The sequence below is a fragment of the Brevibacterium permense genome, from assembly GCF_013280495.1.
Taxonomy (GTDB): Bacteria; Actinomycetota; Actinomycetes; order Actinomycetales; family Brevibacteriaceae; genus Brevibacterium; species Brevibacterium permense.
This window is the reverse complement of the sequence record NZ_JABSSX010000016.1, coordinates 12,480-38,508: the sequence shown is the minus strand read 5'-3', so window position 1 is coordinate 38,508 and position 26,029 is coordinate 12,480. Positions and strand designations below refer to the sequence as shown.

The window sequence follows — 26,029 nt, the reverse complement described above, 5'->3', positions numbered from 1 at the left end:
CGGAGCCAGTCACACGAGCTGGTCGCACGATCCAGCCGCACGAGCCGGTCGTCCGACGCTAGATTCCGGCGATCCCGCGGCCCGGAGCCAGGATTCCTCGCGGATCGACCAGAGCCTTGATCTCGCGCCGACGCGACCGTCCCGGCTGCGGGCCCCACGCGTCGACCTCACCCCAGACCGGAGCGGGCGCACGGATGAGCCGGGCGGCGATGAAGTGCAGTCCGAAGCTGCGCAGATGTTCGAGGACCACGCGCGTGGCCACTCCGGGTTCGGAATCCGGGACGCCGACGCCCAGTTCGAAGGACCCTGTCGCGCTGCCGCGCAGCTGCAGCGGATAGCCGATCGTCGTTTCCAGCCGGTCGACGGCATCGATGAGGGTCGGAATGAAACTCGGTGCCACGGACACCCCGATGGTCGCGGCCAGGCGAGCTCTGCTCCCCCACCATTCCGGCTCCCCGCACGGGGTTGCCCCGGGGATCCGATCCACGAGGTGGCCCACTTCGGCCTCGACCTCGTCGGTGTCCCCCTCGATGAGAACCACTGTCGCCGCCGGTGACCCGGGTGGTCGTTCGATGACGACCGCGTCCGGGACTCGGCGGGCGACGAGGAGGTCGGCGGCAGCCTCGGGGCCGGGGATCCATACGAATCTCTGCGTTTCGGCTCGCTCGGCCAGACGGATCTCGGCCTCGACGATGATCGCTCGGGTTCCCCACGATCCGATGACGAGTCCGGGCAGATCGCGGCCGTCCAGATCCGGGTGGAGTCCGTAAGCGGTGCGGGCGATGGTCCCGTCGGCGGCGACGGTCGTCACGGACTGCACCGTCTCGGCCAGCCGAGGACGGCGCAGACAACGGGGTCCGGTGGCCGCGGTGGAGATCATTCCGCCGAGCGTGGCGCCGGCCTCGACGCGGTCAAGCGGTAGGTCGGCGAGGATCTCCTGCCCGGATTGGGCTGCGAACCTGTTGAGGGCGCTGATCCGGGTTCCGGCTCCGGCACGGATGGTGTCGTCGGCATGGTCGGCCACCTCGGCGATCGAGGTGAGGTCGATGAGGAGTCCCGGAGTGGACGCGGGCGGATGATCGTCGAAGGCGGTGCCGCCGCCGAACACTGCGACGGTGCGGTTCTCGGCATGTGCGCGGGCCATGAGCTCGGAGAGTTCGGCGAAGCTTGAGGGGCTGGCCAGTCGGGGCAGTTCGTCTGTGGTCAGGCTCATCCGCATCTTCCGTTCCTGCTGTCTCGGGCGCTGCGCTGCGTGCGTGTGTATGTCGAGCTTAGCGAAGAACGCCCCCGAAATCGGTGCGCATTGCACAGATTTCGGAGGCGTTCGGCGTCGTCACCGACCGCGCCTGCGTATGCCCCGGTCAGGGCCTGCGGTTCGGCCGGAGTCGCTCACAACTCGCAGATCACGACGGACTGATCACGGCATGCGGGCGTAGGCCGGCAGAGTGAGGAAGTCGACGTACTCGGGGTCGAGAGCGACCGAGGTGAACGTATCGGTGGCGTCCCTCCAACCTGCATCGTCACCGGGCAGCTTGGCGACCTCCTCGGCGACGATGCGCTCGACGAGCTCCTTCGTCACCTTCTCACCGGAGTCCAGGGTGATTCCGGCGTCACACCACTGCCACACCTGGGAGCGCGAGATCTCGGCGGTCGCGGCGTCCTCCATGAGTCCGTTGATGGCGACCGCACCGTTGCCTTCGAGCCAGGCGCGCAGGTACTGGATGCCGACGGACACGTTGGTGCGCAGGCCCGCCTCGGTCATCGAGCCCGGGGTCGACTTCACGTCGAGGAGATCGGCGGCGGTGACGTTGACGTCCTCGCGCTTGTTGTCGATCTGGTTGGGCTTGTCGCCGAGGGTCTCCGTGAAGACCTCCTTGCACAGGGAGACCATTCCGGGGTGAGCGACCCAGGAGCCGTCGAAGCCCTTGCCGGCTTCACGCGACTTGTCCTCGCGGACCTTGTCGAAGGCGGCCTTGTTCGCAGCTTCGTCCTTCGAAGGGACGAAGGCGGACATTCCGCCGATGGCATGAGCGCCGCGCTTGTGGCAGGTGCGTGCGAGCAGTTCGGTGTAGGCGTTCATGAACGGCACCGTCATGGTCACGTCCGAGCGGTCCGGCAGCAGGTACTCGGAGCCGCGGGAGCGGTAGTACTTGATGACGGAGAAGATGTAGTCCCAGCGTCCGGCATTGAGGCCGGCCGAGTGCTCGCGCAGTTCGTAGAGGATCTCTTCCATCTCGAAGGCTGCGGGGTAGGTCTCGATGAGCACGGTGGCCCGAATGGTGCCGCGGGACAGGCCGAAGGCATCTTCGGCGTGCTCGAAGACCTGGTTCCACAGGCGAGCCTCGAGGTGGGACTCCATCTTGGGGAGGTAGAAGTAGGGGCCGCGGCCCTTCTCGATCTGGATCTGGCCAGCGGTGGCGAAGTAGAGCGCGAAGTCGACGAGCGAACCGGAGGTCTCCTCACCGTCGATGAGGATGTGCTTCTCGGGCATGTGCCAGCCGCGGGGGCGCACGACGATGGTCGGCAGCTCCTCGTCGGGGGCGAGCTTGTATTCCTTGCCCTCGGGCGAGGTGAAGTCGATTTCGCGGTTGAGCGAGTCGAGCAGGTTGATCTGGCCTTGGATGACCGAGTCCCACTGCGGGGTGTTCGCGTCTTCCTGGTCGGCCAGCCACACCTTCGCGCCGGAGTTGAGCGCGTTGATCGTCATCTTCTTGTAGGTCGGGCCGGTGACCTCGACGCGGCGGTCTTCGAGGCCGGGTGCCGGGGGTGCGACCTGCCAGGAGGGATCGTTGCGGATCTCAGCGGTCTCGGGGAGGAAGTCGAGGTCCTTGCCTGCGGCGATCTCGGCCTGGCGTTCCTTACGAGCCTCGAGGCGCTCGAGGCGGCCGCCGTTGAACTTCCGGTGCAGATCGACGATGAGCTCAAGCGCCTTGGGCGTGAGGACCTTCTCAGCCCCGTCCGGCAGCTCACCGGTGATCTCCATCCCGGCGGGGATGTCCAGGTTTTCGATATGAGCGGTCATCGATCGTTCTCCTTAGTCAGCACATCGGTGCTGCGTCCTTATCCGCATCTGGTGATGCGATATGTGCGCTGGTCATCGGGGTTTTGACTGCGAAACTTTCACATTGTGAAAATGTTTGTTCACACAACGAAAGAATATGAGGTGATGTACGTCTCGTCAAACCATATCCTGCATTCGAGACGGTGTGTTCATTGACTCCGCCAAAGGCGCCCGGGAGGATAGGGGGAACATCTCTCATGGACTCGCCGAGGCGGCAATGGTGCCGCGGATCGGACTCACGGTGGACAACCTCGCTGTTGCAGCTCTTCTGGCCCTCTCCCCCATCCTCTTGGCCGGAATCCTTCTCATCGGATTCCGCTGGCCCGCCAAATACGCCATGCCCATCGGCCTGGTCGCCGCGGCACTCGTGGCGAACTTCGCATGGAAGATCGAATGGGTGACGATCGGCGCCTCGGTCGTCCAGGGCCTCCTCGTCGCGATCGGCCTGCTGTGGATCGTCTTCGGTGCGCTTCTGCTCTTGGCCACGATCACCCGGTCCGGAGCGATCGAAACGATCCGCGCAGGCTTCATCGCGATCTCCCCGGACCGGCGGGTGCAGGTCATCATCGTCGCCTGGCTCTTCGGCTCCTTCATTGAGGGTGCTGCCGGCTTCGGCACTCCGGCCGCCGTCGTCGCTCCGCTCATGTTGGCCCTCGGCTTCCCCGCGATCGCCGCGGTCCTCGCCGGTCTCATCATCCAGTCGACTCCGGTGAGCTTCGGTGCCGTGGGCACCCCGATGGTCGTGGGCATCGGCACAGGACTGTCTCAGGAGGACGGCTCGATGTCGGCCGATGTCGCCGAACGCGCCGGTCAGCTCGGCCTCGGCCAGGCCGAGTTCGTCGCTCACACCGCCACCCAGGTCGCGCTCATCCACGCCTGCTGCGGCATTCTCATCCCGCTGCTGCTCTCGTGCATGATGACCGGGTTCTTCGGCGCCAATCGGCGATTCGCCGACGGTCTGGCCATCGCCCCGTTCGCGATCTATGCGGCCGTGGCGATGATCGTGCCCTACCTCATCGTGGCCAATGTGCTCGGACCCGAGTTCCCGTCGCTGCTCGGCGGGCTCATCGGTCTGGCCATCGTCGTGACGACCTCGCGGATGGGATTCCTCATGCCCAAGAAGACCTGGGACTTCGCTCCGCGTGAGAAGTGGCCGGCATTCTGGATGGGCACCGTCGACCCGAACAAGGAGAAGGCGCAGCTGACCAAGAAGATGTCACTGACCCGGGCGTGGTCGCCCTACCTCATCGTCGTCGCCCTGCTGCTCATCACCCGCAATGTGCCCGCGATCAAGGAGTTCCTCAACGGTCCGGCCGTGATCAAGATCGACAACATCTTCGGCACCCCGATCAGCCAGAACATGGATCTGCTGTGGTCGCCCGGCGCGATCTTCGTCCTCGCCTGCGGGCTGACGTACTTCATCCACCGGATGGCGAAGAAGCAGATCGCAGGCTCGTGGCAGATCGCCGGTTCGCAGATCGCCGGCGCGGCCGTTGCGCTGCTGTGTTCCCTGCCGCTGGTGCGCGTGTTCATCAACTCCGGCGCCGACTACAACGGCGCCGGCCTGGATTCGATGCCGGTCACCCTCGCCGAGGCGGCCGCCAGTTCCGTGGGTGACTCCTGGCCGTTGTTCGCCCCGTTCGTCGGTGCCCTGGGTGCCTTCGTGGCAGGGTCGAACACCGTCTCGAACGTCATGTTCTCGCAGTTCCAGTTCTCCACCGGCACCGCGATCGGTGCCGCCAGCCCTGAGACCGTGGTCGCGGCTCAGGCGGTCGGCGGCGCCGCTGGAAATATGGTGGCCGTGCACAACGTCGTGGCCGCCTCGGCGACGGTGGGACTCATCGGTCGGGAGGGCGAGCTCATCCGCCGCACGTCGATCCCGATGCTCGTGTATTCGCTGGCCGCCGGTGCCCTGGCGTTCATCGGACTCAACGGGCTGGGCTTCAACGCGGGCACCGTCGTCCTTACCACGATCATCATCGGGCTCGCCGTCGTCGTAGTGATGATCCGCCGCTCGCCGGGCAAACCGCTGCCGGGCCTTGAGGCAGGAGCTGGCGCGGGCGGCGCGGCAGTCGACGCAGCTGCCGACAACATACGCAGCTCGGACCCCGACGACGAGCAGGAGCCCACCGCCCGCGCCTGAGCGCTGCGCTCAGCAGTTGCTTCCTGCGGGTGGATCCTCCGCGATTTCCATCGGGATTTCGAGGCGGATCCGCCCAGGCGACACCGCCCGGAGCGGACTGCCGCAGGAGTCATCGCCTTTTGATCCACGCATCGGGTTCAAACGCGATGTGCCGATCAAAAGGCGATTCGCCCAGAACGCGACGACGCCCGCAGAGCCTCGCGAGGAGGCATCTGCGGGCGTTCGCAGTTTCGTCGGTGCAGCAGACCGACGACGGAGCCGCTCGAAGGCGGAGTCTCAGACGATGACGACCATGGGGACGATCATCGGCTTACGGCGCAGCTTCGACGACACCCAGCGGCCGATGGTGCGGCGCACCACCTGCTGGAGCTGGTACTGATCGGTAGTGCCGTCCCGCAGAGCATCCTCGACGGCCTTCTGCACCTTCGGGACGATCGAGTCGAAGACGTCGTCGGACTCGGCCACGCCGCGGGCGTGGATCTCGGGACCGGCGATGAGCGACTTCGTCTGCGAGTTCACGGCCATGAAGATCGTCACGAAGCCCTCACCGGACAGGACGAGACGATCCTTGAGGTCCGCCTCGGTGATCTCACCGACCGACGAACCGTCGACGAAGACGTAGTTGCAGTCGACAGCGCCGACGACCTCGGCGTGACCGTCCTTGAGGTCGACGACCCAGCCGTCATCGGCCAGGACGATGTTGTTCGGGTCGACTCCGGTCGCCTCGGCGTGGCGGGCGTTGGCCAGCAGGTGGCGCCATTCGCCGTGGACGGGCATGACGCCGCGGGGCTTGACGATGTTGTAGCAGTAGAGCAGCTCGCCGCCGGAGGCGTGACCGGACACGTGGATCTTCGCGTCGGCCTTCGAGATGACACGAGCGCCGAGCTTCATCAGGCCGTTGATGACCTTGAACACGGAGTTCTCGTTGCCGGGGATGAGCGAGGAGGCGAGGATGACGGTGTCGCCGTCGCCGACGTCGACCCGGTGGTTGCGGTTGGCCATCCGGGACAGGGCGGCCATCGGCTCGCCCTGGGAGCCGGTGCACATGAGGACGATCTGATCCTCGGGGTAGTCGTCGACCTTCTTGATGTCGATGAGCGTTCCCTGGGGCACGTTGAGGTAGCCGAGGTCTTCGGCGATCTTCATGTTCCGCACCATGGAGCGGCCGACGAGTGCCACCTTGCGACCGTGAGCAGTGGCGGCGTTGAGCACCTGCTGCACACGGTGGACGTGCGAGGAGAACGAGGCGACGATGATGCGGCGTTCCGCGGTGCCGAAGAGATTCTCGAGCACAGGCCCGATGTCCTTCTCCAACGCGGTGAAGCCGGGAACCTCGGCGTTCGTCGAGTCCGTCATGAACAGGTCCACACCCTCTTCGCCGAGGCGAGCGAAGGCGCGGAGGTCGGTGATTCGGCCGTCAAGCGGCAGCTGGTCCATCTTGAAGTCACCGGTGTGCAGGATGTTTCCGGCACCGGTGCGGATGAACACGGCCAGGGCATCGGGGATCGAGTGGTTGACGGCGACGAACTCGAGGTCGAAGGGACCGAGCTGGTCGACGTCGTCTTCCTTCACCACACGGGTGATGGGCTTGATCCGGTGCTCTTTGAGCTTGGCTTCGATGAGCGCGATCGTCAGCTGCGAGCCGAGAATCGGAATGTCGCCCTTGCGACGCAGCAGGTAGGGAACGGCGCCGATGTGGTCTTCGTGGCCGTGGGTGAGGACGAGGCCGATGATGTCATCGAGGCGGTCATCCAGGTAGGAGAAGTCGGGGAGGATGAGGTCGACGCCGGGCTGGTCCTCTTCCGGGAAGAGCACACCGCAGTCGACGATGAGGAGTTTGCCGTGGTATTCGAAGACGGTCATATTGCGGCCGACTTCGCCGAGTCCGCCGAGCGCGACGATGCGGACGGCTTCTTTGTCCATCTTCGGCGGGAGGGACAGTTCTTGGGTCAATGCATTATTCACTGAGGTAACCACTCCTGGTCAATTGGGCGGCGACGAACGCCATCTGCTCCTCATCAGCTGGGAGCAGCGGCATACGCACGTCGCGGTTGTCGAGTATTCCTTGGGCCTGCAGAGCGGCCTTCGCCGAGATCACTCCCGGCATGTGGTTCATGAGCGCATCCACCACGTCCGCGGTGTCGCGGGAAAGGGTGCGTGCGGTGCTCAGGTCGTTGTTCGCCACTGCGGAGACCATGGCGGCGAACCGGTCTGAGCAGACGTGTCCGGCCACGGACACAAGTCCGAGCGCGCCGAGGGACAGCAGCGGCAGGTTGAGCGCGTCCTCGCCGGAGTAGTACACGAGCGAGGAGTTGTTCATCACGAACGAAGAGGCGAAGAGGTCTCCCTTGGCGTCTTTGACCGCGAGGATGTTCGGGTGGTCCGAGAGTCGCAGCAGGGTGTCCGTGATGATCGGGGCACCGGCGCGGCCGGGAATGTCATAGAGCATGACCGGCAGGTCGGTGGAGTCGGCGGCCGCGCGCATATGGGCTTCGATCGCCGGTTGGGTCGGCTTCGAATAGTACGGGGTGACGAGCAGGATCCCGTCGGCTCCGGCGTCGGCCGAGCGGCGGGAGAGGTCGATGGTGTGTGCGGTGACGTTGTTGCCGGTGCCGGCGACGATCTTCGCCCGCTTGCCGATGACACCGCGGACGACGCGGATGAGTTCGACCTTCTCGTCGTCGGTCGTCGTGGGAGATTCGCCGGTGGTGCCGGAGACGACGAGCATGTCGTTGCCGAGCTCGACGAGGTGGTTCGCCACCTTCTCCACGGACGCATAGTCGATGCTGCCGTCGCGCTTGAATGGAGTCACCATTGCAGTGCCGACGGAACCGAACGCGTCAAGGGCAGTCGCTGCTGCCTGATCACCGAGAATCGCCATAGACCCAAGGATACCGCCCACGTCGTCTCATCAGTGCAGTGGTCCACCCGCGTTGCGGGTGTCGTTCGCCTCGGAGGCGGCGCTCATGCGGTCACAGTGAGAGACGGATCACATCCGTGTCCGTCTGATCGTCTACGCTTGTGCCCTGGCTGCCACCGAAACTCAGGAGTTTTCGATGACCCGCACCCGCATCCGCGATTTCCACGATGATGACCTAGACGGAATCATCCGTCTCTTCGAAGCCGCCGTCCCGGAATCTGCGGCCGCTCCCCCGCTCTATCCGCTCTCCGAGGTGCTGGCCGCCTGCCAGCGCAATCAGGCCGTCGTGGCCGTCCGTGATGAGGAGATCGTCGGTGCCGCCGTCGGCCGCGCCGCCCACGGGCAGGGGGTTCTCGTGTTCTTCCATGTCCTCGAGGCGGTCCGTGCGGATCCGGAGCAGGGCACCCGCGCCGAGGCGGGGCTGCTCGACGCGCTCGAACGCCGTCTCATGCCGCTGGGCTTGGGGAAGCTGTCGATGCTCATTCCCGCGGGGACGTCGGCCTGCGATGGTCTGGTGGCCAACGGTTTCGAGGCCCGGTCCGGGCTGAAGTACGTCGAGCGGCACTTGCCCGTCCAACGTCGTGAGCTCGACCGACTCAAAACGGTCGGGGGACGGATTCTGCCCCGCCACCTCTGGGATGGGGTGAGCGGGATGCAGGAGGAGAAGGACATGCTCGAGGACCGCCTCGTCGTGCCCTTGGCCGAACCAGATCTCGCCGATCATTTCGGGGTCGTGCCGCCTCGGGCGGTGATGCTCTTCGGTCCGCCGGGGACTGGGAAGACGACGTTCGCGAAGGCGGTGGCGTCGCGGTTGGACTGGCCGTTCGTCGAGGTGTTCCCGTCGCGTCTGTCCGGTGAGCCCGGCGGTGTCGCCGCGGGTCTGCGGACGACGTTCGAGCAGATCAACGAGCTCGAGCATGCCGTGGTGTTCATTGATGAGGTCGAGGAGATCGCGTCGAAGCGCGGAGGTGAGCCGCCGTCGCCGACACAGGGGGTGACGAACGAGCTGCTCAAGCAGGTCGCGGAGTTCCGGGATCGGGAGGGCCGGCTGCTCATCTGTGCGACGAACTTCGTCCGCGCCCTCGATGCGGCGTTCCTGCGGCATGGGCGCTTCGACTACGTCATCCCGATTGGGCTGCCCGATGCCACCGCCAGGGAAGCGATCTGGTCGCGCTACATTCCCGAGCACACTATCGCCGGTGTCGATCTCGACGTGCTCGTCAATGCCAGTGACGGTCTGACCCCGGCCGATATCGAGTATGCGGCCCGGCGTGCTTCGCAGGAAGCTCTGGCGTCGTCGCTGCGACAGCAGCACGTCGACATGGCTTCGCGGACCGACGTGCTTTCGACCGATGACTACATCGAGGCGCTGCGGGCGACGCGGGCGACGGTGTCCGAGGAGACGGCTCGCGAGTTCGGCGAGGACGTGGAGACGATCGCGCGGTTGTGAGGCGGGCGCGCTCAACCGCCGCTCGGGCACGGTTCCCCTAGCCTTCGAGCAGGCGGTCGGCTGTTTCGATGAGGATGCGCGTCATTGTGCGTGGATCCGGTCCGTGACTGGCGACGGTGGCCAGGTCGAAACCGTCGATGATGGCGACGAACGTGTCGACCACCTCGGCGGCGGAGAGCTGGAAGAGCTCGAAATCGTGCCTCTTCAGCCCATCGTCGACGATCGTCCGGAACAGTCTTCGCCATCCGGCGAACACGGCATCGACACAGTTCTGCAGGCCTTCATCCGTGCGCGCGGCGGTGACGAGTTCGAGCCAGATCCGCGACCGCTGCTCGTGCATGCCCACCCCATGGACGGCAGCGAACGCATCGTGCAGGCGATAGCGAGCCATCCGACCACGGGGGTCACCGCCCGGCTTCGCCATCTCTTCGAGGTGCAGCAGCACCGTCGCCGTATGGAAGGAGAACGACTGGGCGAGCAGGTCGTCCCGGGACTCGAAGTAGTACTGCACGGTGCCGATGGACATGCCGACTGCCTTCGCCACGTCCCCGAGCCGGACGGCAGCGGGCCCTTTGGCGACGATGGCGTCGAGCGTTGCCTGGATGATCGCGAACTTCTTCGCCTCGGCCTGTTCAGGCGGCTGAGCTGGACGGGGGCTCATGCCGTGACCACCCGCTCGTCTGCGACCGCCCGGTCCCTGGCGGCCAGAGAGGTGGCCGCGGTCAGTCCTTCGTACACGGCCTCTTCGACTGTGCGCGGTGCCAGGGCGTCGCCGATCACCGTCACCGAGGCGGCCCCGAAGTCGAGGTCGACTGTCACCGATCGCGGGGCACCGGAGACGATCGTCGCGGCGACATCGTCGACCTCGTGCACGACCTCGCAGAGGGTGGACTGCAGGTAACCGGTGTCGGCATCGACGCCGACGAGGCGAGCGTCGTTGACGAATTGCACCCGACCGGTCCGCAGCGCTTGGGACACGAGCAGGGTGCGCGTGTACTGCTGGATGGCGGCACCGGCGAAGTTCGCCGCAGTCGCCAAGCTCACGTGTCGCCCGGCCTCGGCCAGACGCAGGGCGATGCCGAGTCCGATCCAATCGCCCTTCCAGTCCGTGACGAGCACGCGACCGGGCGGAAGATCCGGGGACTTACGCAGATAGTCGCGAGCCCCGATGACGAGCGCGTCGTCGGCGATCTCGAGGGCCGGCATGCGCTGTTCGGCTCCCGTGGCGATGATGACGTGGTCGGGGGCCACCTCGGTGATGAGGTTCTGGGTGGCCGGTGCGGAGGTGCGGATGTCGACGCCGGCGCGGGCCGCCTCGGCGGAAAGGTTCGTCGCCGCTCCCCCGAATTCGGATCGATACAGCAGTTCCTGAGCCAGCAGCACCGCCCCGCCGAGGTGGGGCTCCTTCTCGCACAGGACGACGTCATCGCCCTGCTCGGCGGCGACCGCAGCTGCCTTGAGTCCGGCCGGTCCCCCGCCGATGACGAGGATCTTGAGTCGGGTGCGCACCGTCGGTCGGGGAAGGAAGGTGAGTTCCCGGCCGGATTCGGGGTATTGGATGCACGAGATCGGCACGCCCTGTTGGAAGTGGCCGATGCAGGCTTGGTTGCAGCCGATGCAGGCGCGGATCTCGTCGACCTCGTCGGATTCGGACTTGTTCGCGATCTCGGGGTCGCAGATCATCGCGCGGGTCATGATCGCCATATCGGTGCGGCCCTCGGCGATCGCGGCTTCGGCTTCGTGGGGTTGGTTGATGCGGCCGGCGACCATGACGGTCTTGGCGGTGATCTTCTTGATCTGCTCGGACAGGTTCGCGGCGTAGCCGGGGTCGATCTGCATCGAGGGCACGATGTGGACGGCACCTTGCAGGGTGGAGGAATCGCCGGCGGTGATCGAGAAGTAGTCGAGGCAGTCGACGTCGTCGGCGGTCAGGGAGTCGAGGTGTTCTATGAGATCGAGGATCTCGGTGGCGACGAGGCCGTCCTCGGTCTTGTCCTCACCGGAGATCCGCACGCCCACCACGACATCTGGGCCGACTGATTGACGGACGGTGTGGGCCACCTCGGTGAGGAACCGGCGACGGTTCTCCGGGCTGCCGCCGTAGTCGTCGGTGCGGGTGTTGAGGGCGGGGGTGAAGAACTGGATGGGCAGGTAGCCGTGGCTGGCGACGATCTCGACGCCGTCGATTCCGGAGTCGGCGATGCGTTTTGCCGCTTCGCCGTAGCCGGCGATGATGTCCTTGATCTCGGCGGTGGACAGCGTTTCGGGGACGACCTTGAATCTCTCCTGCGGTTCGTCGCTCGGGGCCTTGGCCCGGGGTGCCATTCCGCGCTCGCCGTCCATGACTTCGCGGCCGGGATGGAAGAGCTGGGCGAAGATCGTGGCTCCGTGGCGGTGAACCGCCTCGGCGACGTTCTGGTAACCGGGGACGGAGGATTCATCGGTGGCCATGAGGACGTGGCTGGTGTAGCGGGCGGTTTCGTGGACGCCGGAGACCTGGAGGACGATGAGTCCGGCTCCGCCTTTCGCGCGGGCTTCATGGTAAGCGACGAGGTCGTCGCCGATGTGGGCGTGATCGTCGAGGACGGTGTCATGGCCGGAGGAGACGATGCGGTTTCGGATCGTCGTGGAGCCGATGGTGATGGGTTCGAAGAGGTGCGGGAACAGCTGAGACATGATCGCCCTTGATCAGATCGTCGGGTTCGTCCGACGTGTTCGTTCGGACGGGGTGCCTCAGTTATTCATATCACCGTATGACGAACGGCGGCAAGGGTCGCTCCCGAAGTGCCGACCGCCGGTTGGGGCGGCGCGATTGTTAACGGGCGGAACCGCCAGTCAGAGCTCGCTGCCCGACGCTGCGAAGGTGTCGCAGCTGTTCAGGCCCTCGTTGTATCCGGTGGTGAACCATTTCTGCCGCTGCTTGCTCGAGCCGTGGGTGAAAGATTCCGGGTTGACGAAGCCGGACTGCTCCTGGATGTGGTCGTCGCCGACGACGAAGGCCGCGTTGAGAGCGTCGTCGAGCTGCTCTTTGGAGGGCTCTTCGAGGTACGGAGTGCCGTTGTCGTCGGTGAGCGTGGTGACATTGCCCAACCAGGCGCCTGCGTAGCAGTCGGCTTGGAGTTCGGTGCGCACGCCGTTGCTCTCCGGACCGGTGCCGTTGTTCGGGTGCTCGCTCATCACGCCGGTGATGTTCTGGATGTGGTGGCCCCATTCGTGGCCGACGATGTAGAGCTGGGCGAGCTCATCGGCCGAGGCACCGTACTGCTGGCGCAGAATGTCGAAGAAGCTCGGGTCGATGTAGACGCCCTGATCGGCCGGGCAGTAGAAGGGCCCGACCTGGTTCGATGCGGTTCCGCAGCCGGTCGACGTCTGACCGTCGACCAGTGTCATCGCCGGCGGTTCGTAGCCGTCGACCTGCTGTGCCCAGTAGTCGTCGAGGACGACCTGTGCTCCGGCCATTCGGCAGTCGATGTTCGTGTTCGCGTCCTCGCCCGTATCGCACTGGGACATGCTCGTCCCGCTCGACTGGTTCTGACCGCCGTCGTCAGGGGTGATTCCGCCCATCAGTCCGGTGACGTCAACGCCGAGCAGCGGTCCGATGAGGAAGACGAGCAGGCCGACGATGCCCACGCCGCCACCGCCGACGATCGCGGTGTTGCGACCGCGTTTGCTCGTGCTGTTGCCGCTGATATCGGCGTTCGGGTTGAAGGTCATGGCATAAAGATACCCCGGGAGCGTACGCGGGAGGGCGCGCAGATGTGAAGTCGTGTGAGAATCGTTCCATGAGCTCTCACCCGGCGGAACCCCACCGAGCGCACGACGCGGACTCCACGGCCACCTCGGCGAGGGTTGCCCGTCGGTTCAGCCCCGACGGTCGGCTCATCGGACTCGATGTCGCCCGCGGGATCGCGCTCTTGGCGATGATGGTCACGCACATCTTCGCCCTCGGCGACGAGATGGGGATGCCGACCTGGGCGGCGGTCTTCGCCGGGCGCGCCTCGGCGCTGTTCGCGGTCCTCGCCGGCTGTTCCCTGGTCCTCTCGACCCGATCCCGGATGGCGGTGTCGGGGCGGTTGCGCGATGCGGCGCCGAGCGTGCTCATCCGGGCCGCGGCCATCGTCCTCATCGGGCTCTGCCTCGGGTCGATCTCCGGACTGCTCGCGGTCATCCTCGTCAACTACGGGATCATGTTCGCACTCGCCCTGTTCTTCCTGCGGCTGCGCGCGGGGGCGCTGTTCGCGATCGCCGGGGTCTGGATGGTCGTCTCCCCCGTCGTGTCGATGTGGGTGCGTTCGACGTTCCTCCTCGAACCGAGCTACCTGCCGATGGGCTTCTTCGACTTCGCGACGCCGGGGACGATGCTCACCGACCTCTTCCTCACCGGCTATTACCCGGTGCTGCAGTGGCTGTCGTACATTCTGCTCGGCATGGCCGTGGCGAAGCTCGACATCGGACGCCACCTGCTCGCGCTGTTCACGGCCGGACTCGGACTCTTCGTCGTCGGGCGCGGCGCCTCATGGATTCTGCTCAATGCCTTCGGCGGTGATGCCGCGCTCGTGGAGGTTTCGCAGATGTGGGGCACGGACCTCACGGCGGCCCTGTTCACCGGCAGCTACGGGGTGACTCCGGCGAGGTCCTGGTGGTGGCTGGCGATAGCGGGACCGCATTCGGGGACGCCGTTCGATCTGCTCTCCACGGGCGGAACCGCGGTGATGACGATCGCCGCCTGCCAGGCCGCTGCAGTGCTCTTGGGTCGCCAGTCATGGGTACTTGCGCCGCTGTCGGGGCCGGGGTCGATGCCGTTGAGCGTGTATTCGGCGCACGTCGTGCTGTTGGAGATCACGAGGTCTCAGATCGTGGGCGATCCATTGGAGGAGTCCGCAACGACGGGCGAGCAGACCCTCGAATTCGTCATTCACGCACTCACGTTCGTGCTGCTGCCTCTGCTGTGGAAAGCATTTGTCAGCTCGCGCGGCCCGTTGGAGGGCGGAATGGCGGGCATCATCAGGGTGGCGTCGCCGGGACCTAAGCGCCCTGCTTCTGACCTTCCCGGAAGAGGCTGATCGATTTGCGCATCGTGGCGCGCGCCCTTTTGCGGTCGCCGCTGGCATCGTAGGCGCACGAGAGCCGGAACCAGGACCGCCAGTCCTCGGGTGCGGCCTCGGCTTCGGCCTGGTACTTCATGAATTCCTTGTCGGCGGCCTCGCGGATGATCTTCCCGCCCGGCGTCCGGGGCAGGTCGTCGACGGGCAGTCCGCCCTCCTCCCCGAGAATGCGGGCGAGCTTCTCCGTACGAGCGCCGAAGACGAGTTCGACGATGAGCGTCCACGCGCCGATGACGGGTAGGACGAACAGGGCGATGCCCATGATCTTGGGGATCATCGCGGGTTCGCGGACGAGGATCCATGCCCGCTGTCCCATGAGGACGAAGTAGAAGACGAGGACGACGGAGACGATGATCGCTCCGATCTTGGCCTTCGACATCAGAGGTCGAGCATGTTCTCGAGGCCGTGGAGGAGCCCCGTGTAATCGGCAATCGATCGCACGGCGGTGACGATCCCGGGCATGAACGCCGAGGTGGAGTGCGAGTCAGTGCGGATAGTCAGGGCTTCGCCGTCGGAGCCGAAGAGGATCTCCTCGTGGGCGTTCATGCCCTGCTGACGGATGGCGTGGACGTGGATTCCGTCGATGACGGCACCGCGTGCACCCTGCGGATCGGATTCGGTGGAGTCGGGAACGGCTGGCAGTCCAGCGGCGTTGCGTGCCGCGGCGATGCGCTGAGCCGTGTGGTTCGCTGTGCCGGACGGGGCGTCGAGTTTACGGGTGTGGTGGATTTCGACGACTTCGGCCGAGTCGAAGTAGGGGGCCGCGAGTTCGGCGAAGCGCATGGCCAAGACGGCACCGATCGAGAAGTTCGGTGCGATGAGCACCGCAGTCTCCGGGTGGTTCTTGAGTGTGGCTTCGAGGCGGGCCAGACGGTCGTTGTCCCAGCCGGTGGTGCCGACGACGGTGTCGATGCCGTTCTCGACGAGGTAGGTGACATTGTCCTCGGTGGATTTGGGCACGGTCAGTTCGACGGCGACGTCGATGTTCTTCTCGATCAGGGTCTCCAGCGAATCGCTGCTGCCGAGTGCGGCGACGAGTTCGAGTCCTTCGGCGTCGTTGATCGCATCGACGGCGTGGGATCCCATCCGACCCTTGGCTCCGATGACGGCTACGCGAATGCTCATATGCTGTGACTCCTTGTGCGATGATCCCTGCGAGGTGTGCCGGTCTGGCCGAGGCGAAGCGACCGGAACGATCTCCGCCAGTCAGTCTAGCGACCCTCGGCAGTTCTCTTCACATCCGGTGACCATCCGAACACTCCCAATTGCTACCTGACGGCGGCGCAGCAACCTGGCGCCAGGTATCTGGGCCCCCGTCAGGTAGTTGTGGAGGGCGGGAGCGGGGTCAGCGAGGTGGGGTGAACGGTACGCGCGGTCCGCTGTGCCGCGGGTCTCCACTCAGCCGAGCGCAGACCTCGGCGTCGTAGCGGATGCCGTCGTAAAGGAGTTTCTCTCGTTCGCGGCCTTCGACGATGAAGCCCGCATTCCTGGCGACTGCGGCCGAAGCCGGGTTGCTCACCCGGCAGCCGAGTTCGAGTCGGTGGATCCCGAGTTCGTCGTGGAGGAGATCGACGAGGCTGCGCAGCGCCGCCGACACCACGCCATGGCCGCGGGCCTCGGTCACCGACCAATAGGAGATGCACGCGCTCGAGTGGCGGCGTTCGGTCCCGGAGGCCATGACGTTTCCAAGGATTCGTCGGCCTGAACGGTCAGCCTCGCCAACGATCGCCCGAGCGCACAGGTCACCGGCATCCTCGGCGTCGGTGATGGTCTCCAGCCATGTCCGAGCACCAGCGATCGTACGGTCGTCGGGGATGTTGCTCAGCAGTGCTTCGTCGGCCCGCTTGTACACCTCAGCCAACGCTTCGGCGTCGCCCGAGGCACCTGCCTGCCACGGTCTGAGAATTGCGTTCATCCGGCCGCCTTATTCGCTGTTGGGGGTTCAGCCGCCGGTCCGCCAGCGCTCGTTCTAGACTCTCAAACAACCTGACGGCGGCCCAGCAACCTCGCGCGAGGTTGCTGGGCCGCCGTCAGGTAGCAATTGGGTCTCAGCCGAGGAGGAGGCCCTTGGTCTGAGCGACTGCACGGTCGAAACGTGCGCCAGCGTCGGCCCAGTTGACGATGTTCCACCAAGCCTTGACGTAGTCGGGCTTGACGTTCTGGTAGTCGAGGTAGAAGGCGTGCTCCCACATGTCGAGCTGCAGAACGGGGGTGCCGCCGAGCTGGATGTCGGACTGCTGATCCTTGAGCTGCTCGATGAAGAGGTTTCCGCCGAGCTGGTCGTAGACGAGGACGGCCCAGCCGGAGCCCTGGATCGTGGTGGCTGCAGTGGTGAAGTGCTCGCGGAACTTGTCGAACGAACCGAACTGGTCGTCGATGGCTGCGGCGAGTTCACCGACCGGCTTGTCTCCACCGTCCGGGGACATGTTGTTCCAGAAGATCGAGTGGTTGACGTGACCGCCCAGGTTGAATGCGAGGTCGCGCGTCAGCTTCGGCACATTGGCGAGGTTGCCGGATTCGCGGGCTTCGGCCAGCTGCTCAACGGCGGTGTTGGCGCCCTTGACGTAGGTGGCGTGGTGCTTGTCGTGGTGCAGCTCCATGATGCGAGCCGAGATGTGCGGCTCAAGAGCGGAGTAGTCGTAGGGCAGTTCCGGAAGTGTGTACTGCTCAGCCATGAGATTCCTCCTGATCAGATTTGATGACCACCACATCGGTGGCTTCATTTCGACCCTATCCCAGGGTCTCATCTCGAACAACAAGAGCCCCTCGGGTCCTATTCCAAAACACGTGAAAAGAACCGCAAACCTGGCCTCACGCGCCCGATCCGAGGATTCCACTGTCCCGGTGTCCCGAATCCTGAGACGCCGAACGGAGCTTTCACCGTGGAAGCATGGCCTCCCCTGCCCGCGATCGTTCGGTGATGTGGATGAGTGTCGGTCCCGCATTGTCGTCCGCCTCGTGAAGGGCCGCCAGCAGCGCGTCCTCACCGTCGATGTGGACCCCGCGGGCACCCATCGCCCGTGCCAGGGTCGGGAAATCCGGACCGGCGAGGACGACTCCGGAGGGTTCGTCGCCGCGGTCGGCCATTTCGTTGCGGATCTCCCCGTAGCCGCCGTTGTCGACGATGACGAGGGTGACCTGCACCTGTGCCTGGACGGCTGCCGCGAGTTCGGCGATCGTGAACATCGATCCGCCGTCGCCTTCAATCGCAATCACCCGCGCCGAGGCGGTCGCGAGCTTCGCGCCGATCCCCGCCGGCAGCCCGTAGCCGAGGGTCCCGGCCCCAGCCGGGTAGAGGAACCTGTCCCCCGCCCTGGCCGACCATCCGGTCTGCACTCCGTAGTAACAGGCCATCGTCGAATCCGCCGCGACGATCACGGGCGAGTCCGCCGAGGCGGTGAAGGAGTTGAGTGCCGCGCACAGGTCCGCCCAAGGGCGCCCCGCTGCTTCGGCCGCCGAGGTGGCCGCCGCCTTCTTCTGCTCCGCCCAGTCCGCGGCTGCCCGGGTGGTCGCATCGGACCTGCGCGACCTGAGCGCATTGACCAGCTGGGTCGTCGCCGATGCCGCGTCGGCGAGGATCGGATGGGCGACCTCGGCGTTCGTAAGCATCTGGACTTCGTCGATGTCGATGCGCACGACCGTCTCCGGCAAAGGCAGCGGTTCGGGCCAGAAGTCGCTCGGTGCCAGTTCGGTGCCGATGGCGATGACGGCGTCGGCATCGTCGAGCAGTTCGGGCAGAGAATCGAGGACGCCGACGGCCCCGAGGCACAGCGGTTCGCTGTCGTCGATGATGCCCTTCGCATTCGAGGACAGGATGATCCCTGCACCCAGTGTCTCAGCCAGATCAAGGAGCGCGGGCCCGGCAGATCGGGCTCCGGCACCGGCGATGATGAGCGGCCGCTGGGACTCTGCGACTGCCTCGGCGGCGGTGTCCACGGCGTGCGGATCGGCGGTCGGAAGGGGTCGAGCGATCGAGGGGTGGAGGCTGCCGGGTCCGGTGGCCTCGATGAGGTCGAGGGGGATCTCGATGGCGGCGGGTCGGGTGCGTCCGGCGCGCATGGCCGTCAGGGTCTGTCCGACGGCCAGGGACACTTCGCCGGGGCTGGTGACGCGGTGGACCTCGGTGAGGACGGCCCGCAGTGCGGCCGCCTGGTCGCGGACTTCGTGGAGGAGTCCGTTGCCGCGGCCGGGGTGGGTCAGCGGCATTCCGGGGCAGATGAGGAGCACGGGCACCGAGTCGGTGAAGGCCTGGAGCAGGGCGGTGAGTGCGTTGAGCACGGCGGGGCCCGTGGTCGTGACGACGACGTTGACCTCGCCGGTAGTCCGGGCTGCGCCGTCGGCCATGTAGCCGGCGCCCTGTTCGTGTCGTGGCGAGATGATGTCGATGCCGTGTGCGCTCAGTTGGGCGAAGATCTCGAGATTGTGGGTGCCGGGGATGCCGAAGACGCGCGTGATTCCTTCGGCTTTGAGCGCTCTGGCCAGTTGGGCGCCGCCGGTGAGTTCGACCATGGAAGTTCCTTAGCTTGAGTGGTCTCGGTTGGAGTGGTGGCGCCGGTGCTCAGTGATCGCTGGCGTGGAGCGCTGCGAGATTCGCATCGACCTTCGCCTGCGCGGCCGCACGCGGGCTGATGCCCTGGTCGCGAGCGGCGGCGAGGACCTCGGTGGTGAGCTCGCGCAGGGTCGTCGTGACGATGGTGCGGCTGTCCTCCCAGCTGCCGTCGACGTCGCCGAAGGTCACCCACCACCACCAGGCGTTCGTCGCCGAGTTCGCGAGGAAGTCCGGGATGACGGTGACGCCGTGGGCCAGCAGGGTCTCTTCGGCTGCGGGCAGGACGGGCATGTTCGCGGCCTCGACGATGAGTGAAGCGACGATGCGGTCGCAGTTGTCCGGGGTGATCGAGTAGCTCACTGCCGCGGGGACGAGGACATCGGCGTCGGCAGCGAGCCAGTCGTCGCGATCGCCGACTTGGTCCTCGTGGCGCAGTGCTCCGCGGTCGATACCGCCGAACTGGTCGCGGGTCGCCAGCAGCGCTTCGACGTCGAGCCCGGCAGGGTTGGACACGAATCCGTCGGCGTCGGCGATGCCGACGATGCGCAGTCCCGCCTCGGCGAGGTAGCGGGCGGTGGCACCGCCCATGGAGCCGAATCCTTGGATGACGGCGGTGGATTCTCTCGGGTCGCGGCCGGCGTCGTACAGGGCCGCGATCACCGAGGTGGCCACACCGAGGCCGCCGACGAGTTCGTCTTGGGCGACGCCGTCGACGATGGCGGAGAAGGCCTTGGTCGCGCGGGCCTCGACTGCGGCCGGATCGTCGACGAGCTTGTTGACAGCGGAGAGTCCCGAGCCGAGTTCGCGGCGGGCGAGGATCTCGTCGATGTCGTCCTGGCGGACGCCGAGGTCTTCGCCGAGAGCCCAGTAGGCGTGCATGATCGGGTTGATGTCGACGAGGAAGCGTTCGAGGACGTCCTTGGCTCCGGGTGCGCGGGGGTCGAAGTCGATTCCGCCCTTGGCTCCGCCGACGGGCACATAGTGTCGGCCCTCGCGCAGATGGATCGCTTCCTTGCGGGTCATCCCCTGGGCGAGTCCGCGCACCTCCTCGAGGGTGCAGCCTTTGCGCATGCGCAGACCCCCCGAAGCGGTGCCGCGCACAAGGGTGTCGATGACGACATACCCGAGTGCACCGGTGTCCGGATCCTGCCAAGTGATGTCCATGAACATAGGGCTCCCAAAGGTCAATGAGTCAGAACTCTTACTGAACCGCTATTCAGTAGAACGTGTGACTCCAGTCTGTCGGGACGGGGTCATCGAGTCAAGGCGGTTAGGATCGAAGCATGCCGACAGCACTCATCACCGGAGCCGGACGAGAGAACAGCATCGCCGCCGAAGTGGCCGCACGGCTGGCGTCCGACGGCTGGACCGTGTGCACGACCGATATCGATCGCGGAGACTACCCGTGCGACTTGTCATCCGCTCACGAGGCGCAGGAGCTGGTCGGTCGGGTGAGCAGGGAGCACGGCACCATCGACGGGTTGGTGCTCAGCCATGCGCACGGCGAAGAGTCCGGGATCTTGGACACCACCGCCGACAGCTTCGACCGCCACATGGCTGTCAACGCACGCGCGTCGTTGCTCCTCATCGCGGCGTTCGCGAGGCAGATCGGCGGGTCGGGAGGCGCGATCGTCGCCTTCACCAGTGACCACGCCACGGGCAATCTGCCCTACGGGGCGTCGAAGGGCGCGCTCGATCGAATCGTCATCTCGTCTGCGCGGGAACTCGGGCCGAAGGGGATCTCTGCGAACGTCGTCAATCCTGGGCCGATCGATACGGGCTGGATGGATGACGAGACGAGAACCGGGCTGATTCCCTATCAGCCGCTCGGCCGCATGGGCACTCCTCGCGATATCGCCGGAGTCACGGCCTTTCTGCTCTCTGCTGAGGGCCGGTGGATCAGCGGTCAGCTGCTCTCTGCCGACGGCGGATTCTCCGCTCGCTACTGATGGGAGCACACGGCAGTCGACCACATGACCGCATGGAGGCATTGTTGGGTCGATCCACGGTGTTTCTGACGTCCAGAACACCGCGGATCGACCCAACAATCACCCTCAGCCGAGTTCGCGGGTGAGGAAGTCATCGACCCAGGTGCTCAGCGCCTCAGCGTCAACGGTCTCCGAATTGACCATCACCTGGATAGCCAGGCCGTCGAGGAAGGCGAGGATCCGGGTCGCGCCCGCCGCGGTGCCGCCATCAGGTGCCGTGCACTCCCCTGCCGCGATGGCCTCGTCCATGAGATGCACGAGAATCGACTTCCACTCCCGGTCGAGCGCGGCGAATGCTGCTCTGAGACCAGCATCGAAGAGTCCGGCAGACCACGCGTCGATCCAGATCTTCCAACTGCGCGAGGACCCGCTGGGCATGTACCAGCCGATGACGTCCCGCAGTCGCTGCCTCGCCGATGATCGTCCCCGCGCCGAGGCGGTCGCCGCCGTGGCATCTGCGCCGCCGTCTTCCGGTCGCTCACGCGCCGGGGGCGTCCCGGCGGCGAGCACGCGGGCATGGTCGATGTCCTGGCGTCCGGCGAAGTCGAAGGCCTCAGCCACGAGGGCTTCCTTCGTCTCGAAGTGGTAGATGACGAGACTGGCGCTCAAGCCCAGACGCGCGGCGACGTCGGAGACGCGCAGCGCGCGCAGACCCGTCGCCTCGATCTCCTCGACCGTGGCCGCCAGGATCTCCTCCCGGCGGACCGCTGCGCTCTTCCTCGCCATCTCGCCTGTCTCCCTTCACTTTCCTGCCGGCCGGCAACCCGCGCCCGAGGGCCGAAGCCCCGAACGCGGCGACGCACTCAGGGCAGTTCGACCTCGGCGGCCGGTCCGACCAACGCCAGGGCCTTGGGACGCGACAGCAGCCGCCCGGCCATCTCGCTGACGTCCTCGGCCGTGACCGAGCGGACGCGTTCGATGAGGTCCATCGGCGATTCGAGCGGCAACCCGAAGATCTCCGACCGCGCGAGACGGTTCATCCGCGCCGCAGAGGACTCGAGTCCGAGCACCATCGAGCCTGAGAGCTGGGACACGATCTCGTCGAGCTCGAACTGGCTCGGTGTCTCCTGCGCCAGCCGATCCCATTCGCTCATGGCCAGGTCGACGACGGCCTGAGCGTTCTCGCCCGTGCATCCGGCATAGATGCCGAAGGTGCCGGTATCCGTGAACTGGCTGGCCACGCAGTTCACCGCATAGGCCAGCCCGCGCTCCTCACGCACGCTCTGAAACAGCCGCGACGACATTCCGCCGCCGAGCATCGTCAGCATCACCGAGTAGATGAACCGGTCGTCGTCGCCTTCAGGCAGGCCCTCACAGCCGAGCATGATGCCCAGCTGTTCGATGTCTTTGACGGTGTGCGACTTCCCGGAGTGGAACTCCGGACGCACCCGTGCGGCCCCACCGAGGTGCGAGCCTTTCGCCACCGATGCGGCCCCGCCGTCGGCGCCACCCGTGTCCACCGAGGCGGCCCCACCGTCGGCATCCCCCGTGTCCATCGTGCCCGCACCGTCAACACCGGTCCCCGCGCCCGACCAGACGTCAGCTCGGGACCCGAGCCCCGCCTCGGCGAGGGCATCCTCAACCATCGCGAGGACCTCCTCATGCGTCGCACCGCCTGCGGCAGCGATGACCAGACGAGGCGGAATATACGTCGACTGATAGTGGTCGATGACCGTGTGATGGCCGAGCACGCGGATCTGATCCTTCGTCGCACCCACGGGCCGGGCCAGCGAATGCGAACCGAAGACCAGGGAATCGAAGTCGTCGAAGAGGACGTCTCCGGGATCGTCGGCGGACATGGCGAGCTCTTCGATGATGACTCCGCGCTCGCGTTCGAACTCCTCGATATCGAGCTGGGAGTTCGAGACCATATCGACGAGGAGGCCGGTGATGTTCGGCAGATCCGTCACGAGGCACCGGGAGTAGTAGCAGGTGAGCTCCTTGGCGGTGATCGCATTCGAATCCCCGCCGGTGCGGTCGAAGGCCGCGGCGATGGACTTCGCATCCCTCGACCCGGTGCCCTTGAACAGCATGTGTTCGAGGAAATGCGTCGAGCCGGCGGTCTCTGCGGATTCGTCACGGGATCCGGCTGCAACCCAGATTCCGATCGTCTCCGAGGCCAGACCCGGCATGTGTTCGGTGGTCAGCGTCAAACCACCGGGGAGGACAGACCGATCGATTCGGCTGCCCTCCCCGGTGTGCGAACTGCTCAGTATCAGTTGTCTGATCCCTCTTCGTCCGACTTCTCGTCCTCGTCGGTGACCGGAGCCAGCGAGAGCTTGCCGCGGTCATCGATCTTCGTGATCTCGACCTGGACCTTCTGGCCCACACCGACGACGTCCTCGACGTCCTCGACGCGCTTGCCGTCGTTGAGCTTACGCAGCTCGGAGATGTGCAGCAGGCCGTCCTTGCCCGGGGTCAGGGAGACGAATGCGCCGAAGCTCATCGTCTTGACCACGGTGCCCAGGTAGCGTTCGCCGACCTCGGGAACCTGCGGGTTCGCGATCGCGTTGATCATCGAACGTGCAGCCTCGGCGGCCGGTCCGTCCGTGGCACCGATGAGGACGGTTCCGTCGTCTTCGATGCTGATGTCCGCGCCCGTGTCCTCCTGGATCTGGTTGATCATCTTGCCCTTGGGCCCGATGACCTCACCGATCTTGTCGACGGGGATGTTCACGGAGATGATCCGCGGTGCCGTCGGTGCCATCTCGGCCGGGGCGTCGATGGCCTCAGCGATGACGTCGAGGATGACCATGCGTGCTTCGCGGGCCTGCTTGAGGGCGGCACCGAGCACCGAGGCGGGAAGGCCGTCGAGCTTGGTGTCGAGCTGGATCGCGGTGATGAAGTCACGCGTACCGGCGACCTTGAAATCCATATCGCCGAAGGCATCTTCGGCACCGAGGATGTCGGTCAGAGCCGCGTAGGCGGTCTGCTCACCCTGATCGGTGGAGATGACGTCGGAGACCAGACCCATGGCGATGCCGGCGACGGGCGCCTGCAACGGCACACCGGCCGAGAGCATGGCCAGCGTCGAGGCGCAGACCGAACCCATCGAGGTCGAACCGTTCGAACCGAGGGCCTCGGAGACCTCACGGATCGCGTACGGGAAGTCCTCACGCTTGGGCAGAACGGGCACGAGGGCACGTTCGGCCAGTGCACCGTGACCGATCTCGCGGCGCTTCGGGCTGCCCACGCGGCCGGTCTCACCGACCGAGTAGGGCGGGAAGTTGTAGTGGTGCATGTAGCGCTTCGACGTCTCGGGTGAGAGCGAGTCGATGGTCTGCTCGAGCTTGAGCATGTTGAGCGTGGTGACACCCAAGATCTGGGTCTCACCGCGTTCGAAGATCGCCGAACCGTGCACGCGCGGGATGACGTTCGTCTCGGCGGTGAGCGGACGGATGTCCTTGAGCCCGCGACCGTCGATGCGGACCTGCTCGGTGAGGATGCGCTTGCGCACAACCTGCTTCGTCAGAGCGTTGAGAGCGTTCGCGATCTCCTTCTCACGGCCCTCGAAGCGCTCACCGAGCTTCTCCAAGAGCTCGTCGAGGAGAGCGGCACCGGCGGCTTCGCGCTCCTGCTTGTCGGCGATCTTGAAGTTCTCGGTCTGCTTCGCCTCGGCGAGCTCCTTGACGGCTTCGAAGACGTCATCCTCGTAGTCGCGGAAGACTGGGAATTCGACGGTCGGCTTCGCGGCGCGATAGGCGAGTTCGGACTGCGCACGGCAGAGCTCGGCGATGAACGGCTTCGCGGCTTCGAGACCTTCGGACACGACCTCCTCGGTGGGGGCCTGAGCGCCGGTCTTGATCTTGTCGATGGCGTTGTCGGTGGCTTCGGCCTCGACCATCATGATGGCGACGTCGTCACCGACCACGCGACCGGCGACGACCATGTTGAACACGGCGTCCTTGAGCTGTGAGTAGTTCGGGAAGGCGACCCACTGGCCGTCGATGAGCGCTATGCGCACACCGCCGATGGGGCCGGAGAACGGCAGGCCCGAGAGCTGGGTCGACATCGATGCGGCGTTGATGGCCAGGGCGTCGTAGATGTGGTCGGGGTTGACCGACATCACGGTGACGACGACCTGGACCTCGTTGCGCAGGCCCTTGACGAAGGACGGGCGCAGCGGGCGGTCGATGAGACGGCAGGTGAGGATCGCGTCGGTCGAGGGGCGTCCCTCGCGGCGGAAGAACGAGCCGGGGATGCGTCCGGCGGCGTACATGCGCTCTTCGACGTCGACGGTCAGGGGGAAGAAGTCGAAGCCTTCACGGGGGTTCTTTCCGGCCGAGGTGGCCGAGAACAGCATGGTGTCGTCGTCGAGGTAGGCGACGGCGGAGCCGGCGGCCTGCTGGGCAAGTCGTCCGGTTTCGAAGCGAATGGTGTGTTTGCCGAAGCTGCCGTTGTCGATATGGGCAACGGCGGATTCAGGGTTGAGTCCCACGTAGTCTCCTAGTTTGTGCCGGTGCGCGGCGGTCATCGCAAGACCTGCAACGCTCGAGGGAGGCCCCTCGGCGCGAAGAGGCAGCGCTCTGCATTGCACAGTGCGAGGCCCCGCGCCCTTCCGGCGGGATATTTGCAGTGGACGATGCATGGATCCACGCCGGTCATCGATCGGGGCCCACGGAACCGGTGCCGGCAACCACTTGCATCTGCAAGCCTGTGTCAGCGCGCGTTCCTCCGGAGGCCACTACCGAAGACCGAAACGTCCATGGCATGTGCGTCCACGCATGAGTCTACCGCAGAAGCACGAAAGCGCCCCACCAAGAGGTGGGACGCTTCCGAACAGTTCGAAACGGTGCTGATCAGACGGTGCTGA

At 65.9% G+C, this 26,029-nt stretch carries 20 protein-coding genes; 4 read left to right on the top strand and 16 right to left on the bottom strand.

The window, feature by feature from the left end:
- Positions 1–58: 58 nt before the first annotated feature.
- Together HK353_RS15295 and aceB are read right to left on the bottom strand one after the other, a co-directional pair.
- Positions 59–1,213 (bottom strand): FAD-binding oxidoreductase, encoded by a 1,155-nt coding sequence (locus HK353_RS15295; protein ID WP_173157533.1) that lies wholly within the window; start codon positions 1,211–1,213, stop codon positions 59–61.
- A 204-nt stretch (positions 1,214–1,417) separates the two neighbouring features.
- Positions 1,418–3,022 (bottom strand): malate synthase A, encoded by a 1,605-nt coding sequence (gene aceB, locus HK353_RS15290; protein ID WP_173157531.1) that lies wholly within the window; start codon positions 3,020–3,022, stop codon positions 1,418–1,420.
- Positions 3,023–3,206: 184 nt separating this feature from the next.
- On the opposite strand from aceB, the gene HK353_RS15285 reads away from it, so the two are divergent.
- A complete protein-coding gene (locus HK353_RS15285) occupies positions 3,207–5,204 on the top strand; it encodes an L-lactate permease (RefSeq protein ID WP_342589958.1) in 1,998 nt (665 codons plus the stop codon).
- 276 nt (positions 5,205–5,480) lie between these two features.
- Here HK353_RS15285 and HK353_RS15280 read toward each other — a convergent pair whose 3' ends face one another.
- Both HK353_RS15280 and dapA read right to left on the bottom strand, forming a co-directional pair.
- Positions 5,481–7,127, bottom strand: a complete 1,647-nt coding sequence (locus HK353_RS15280) for a ribonuclease J (protein ID WP_173157566.1) — start codon at positions 7,125–7,127, stop codon at positions 5,481–5,483.
- A gap of 34 nt (positions 7,128–7,161) precedes the next feature.
- Positions 7,162–8,085, bottom strand: a complete 924-nt coding sequence (gene dapA, locus HK353_RS15275; RefSeq protein ID WP_173157529.1) for a 4-hydroxy-tetrahydrodipicolinate synthase — start codon at positions 8,083–8,085, stop codon at positions 7,162–7,164.
- Positions 8,086–8,260: 175 nt separating this feature from the next.
- On the opposite strand from dapA, the gene HK353_RS15270 reads away from it, so the two are divergent.
- Positions 8,261–9,574, top strand: coding sequence for an ATP-binding protein (locus tag HK353_RS15270; RefSeq protein ID WP_173157527.1), 1,314 nt, complete (start codon positions 8,261–8,263; stop codon positions 9,572–9,574).
- Between the two features lie 37 nt (positions 9,575–9,611).
- Here HK353_RS15270 and HK353_RS15265 read toward each other — a convergent pair whose 3' ends face one another.
- From HK353_RS15265 to ypfJ, 3 genes are all read right to left on the bottom strand, one after another.
- A complete protein-coding gene (locus tag HK353_RS15265) occupies positions 9,612–10,235 on the bottom strand; it encodes a TetR/AcrR family transcriptional regulator (RefSeq protein WP_173157525.1) in 624 nt (207 codons plus the stop codon).
- Positions 10,232–12,250: an oxidoreductase gene (locus HK353_RS15260; RefSeq protein WP_173157523.1), complete on the bottom strand. Its 2,019-nt coding sequence runs from the start codon at positions 12,248–12,250 to the stop codon at positions 10,232–10,234. The genes HK353_RS15265 and HK353_RS15260 overlap by 4 nt, the downstream gene beginning before the upstream one ends.
- Before the next feature lie 159 nt (positions 12,251–12,409).
- On the bottom strand, positions 12,410–13,288 hold the full coding sequence (gene ypfJ, locus HK353_RS15255) for a KPN_02809 family neutral zinc metallopeptidase (RefSeq protein WP_173157521.1): 879 nt from the start codon (positions 13,286–13,288) through the stop codon (positions 12,410–12,412).
- A 68-nt stretch (positions 13,289–13,356) separates the two neighbouring features.
- Between ypfJ and HK353_RS15250 the strand changes: the two genes are divergently transcribed.
- Positions 13,357–14,637 (top strand): heparan-alpha-glucosaminide N-acetyltransferase domain-containing protein, encoded by a 1,281-nt coding sequence (locus tag HK353_RS15250; protein WP_173157519.1) that lies wholly within the window; start codon positions 13,357–13,359, stop codon positions 14,635–14,637.
- Here HK353_RS15250 and HK353_RS15245 read toward each other — a convergent pair.
- The 6 genes from HK353_RS15245 to HK353_RS15220 form a co-directional block, all read right to left on the bottom strand.
- Entirely contained in the window at positions 14,600–15,058 is a 459-nt protein-coding gene (locus tag HK353_RS15245) for a tetratricopeptide repeat protein (RefSeq protein WP_173157517.1), read from the bottom strand. The genes HK353_RS15250 and HK353_RS15245 overlap by 38 nt on opposite strands.
- Positions 15,058–15,804: a 4-hydroxy-tetrahydrodipicolinate reductase gene (dapB, locus tag HK353_RS15240; RefSeq protein WP_173157515.1), complete on the bottom strand. Its 747-nt coding sequence runs from the start codon at positions 15,802–15,804 to the stop codon at positions 15,058–15,060. The genes HK353_RS15245 and dapB overlap by 1 nt, the downstream gene beginning before the upstream one ends.
- Positions 15,805–16,024: 220 nt before the next feature.
- Positions 16,025–16,594 carry a GNAT family N-acetyltransferase gene (locus tag HK353_RS15235; protein WP_173157513.1) on the bottom strand — a complete coding sequence of 190 codons (570 nt, stop codon included), beginning with the start codon at positions 16,592–16,594 and terminating at the stop codon, positions 16,025–16,027.
- A gap of 133 nt (positions 16,595–16,727) precedes the next feature.
- Complete coding sequence (locus HK353_RS15230; RefSeq protein WP_135539373.1) at positions 16,728–17,354, bottom strand: superoxide dismutase; 627 nt, start codon at positions 17,352–17,354, stop codon at positions 16,728–16,730.
- A 202-nt stretch (positions 17,355–17,556) separates the two neighbouring features.
- Positions 17,557–19,188 (bottom strand): thiamine pyrophosphate-binding protein, encoded by a 1,632-nt coding sequence (locus tag HK353_RS15225; protein WP_173157511.1) that lies wholly within the window; start codon positions 19,186–19,188, stop codon positions 17,557–17,559.
- Positions 19,189–19,237: 49 nt separating this feature from the next.
- A complete protein-coding gene (locus tag HK353_RS15220) occupies positions 19,238–20,398 on the bottom strand; it encodes a Glu/Leu/Phe/Val dehydrogenase dimerization domain-containing protein (protein WP_173157509.1) in 1,161 nt (386 codons plus the stop codon).
- Positions 20,399–20,511: 113 nt separating this feature from the next.
- Between HK353_RS15220 and HK353_RS15215 the strand changes: the two genes are divergently transcribed.
- Positions 20,512–21,177: an SDR family oxidoreductase gene (locus HK353_RS15215; RefSeq protein WP_173157507.1), complete on the top strand. Its 666-nt coding sequence runs from the start codon at positions 20,512–20,514 to the stop codon at positions 21,175–21,177.
- Between the two features lie 105 nt (positions 21,178–21,282).
- On the opposite strand, the gene HK353_RS15210 is transcribed toward HK353_RS15215, so the two are convergent.
- The 3 genes from HK353_RS15210 to HK353_RS15200 form a co-directional block, all read right to left on the bottom strand.
- Positions 21,283–21,942 carry a TetR/AcrR family transcriptional regulator gene (locus tag HK353_RS15210; protein WP_173157506.1) on the bottom strand — a complete coding sequence of 220 codons (660 nt, stop codon included), beginning with the start codon at positions 21,940–21,942 and terminating at the stop codon, positions 21,283–21,285.
- Positions 21,943–22,019: 77 nt separating this feature from the next.
- Positions 22,020–23,369: a M16 family metallopeptidase gene (locus HK353_RS15205; RefSeq protein WP_245396068.1), complete on the bottom strand. Its 1,350-nt coding sequence runs from the start codon at positions 23,367–23,369 to the stop codon at positions 22,020–22,022.
- Between the two features lie 62 nt (positions 23,370–23,431).
- Positions 23,432–25,654, bottom strand: a complete 2,223-nt coding sequence (locus tag HK353_RS15200) for a polyribonucleotide nucleotidyltransferase (protein WP_173157504.1) — start codon at positions 25,652–25,654, stop codon at positions 23,432–23,434.
- Positions 25,655–26,029: the final 375 nt, after the last annotated feature.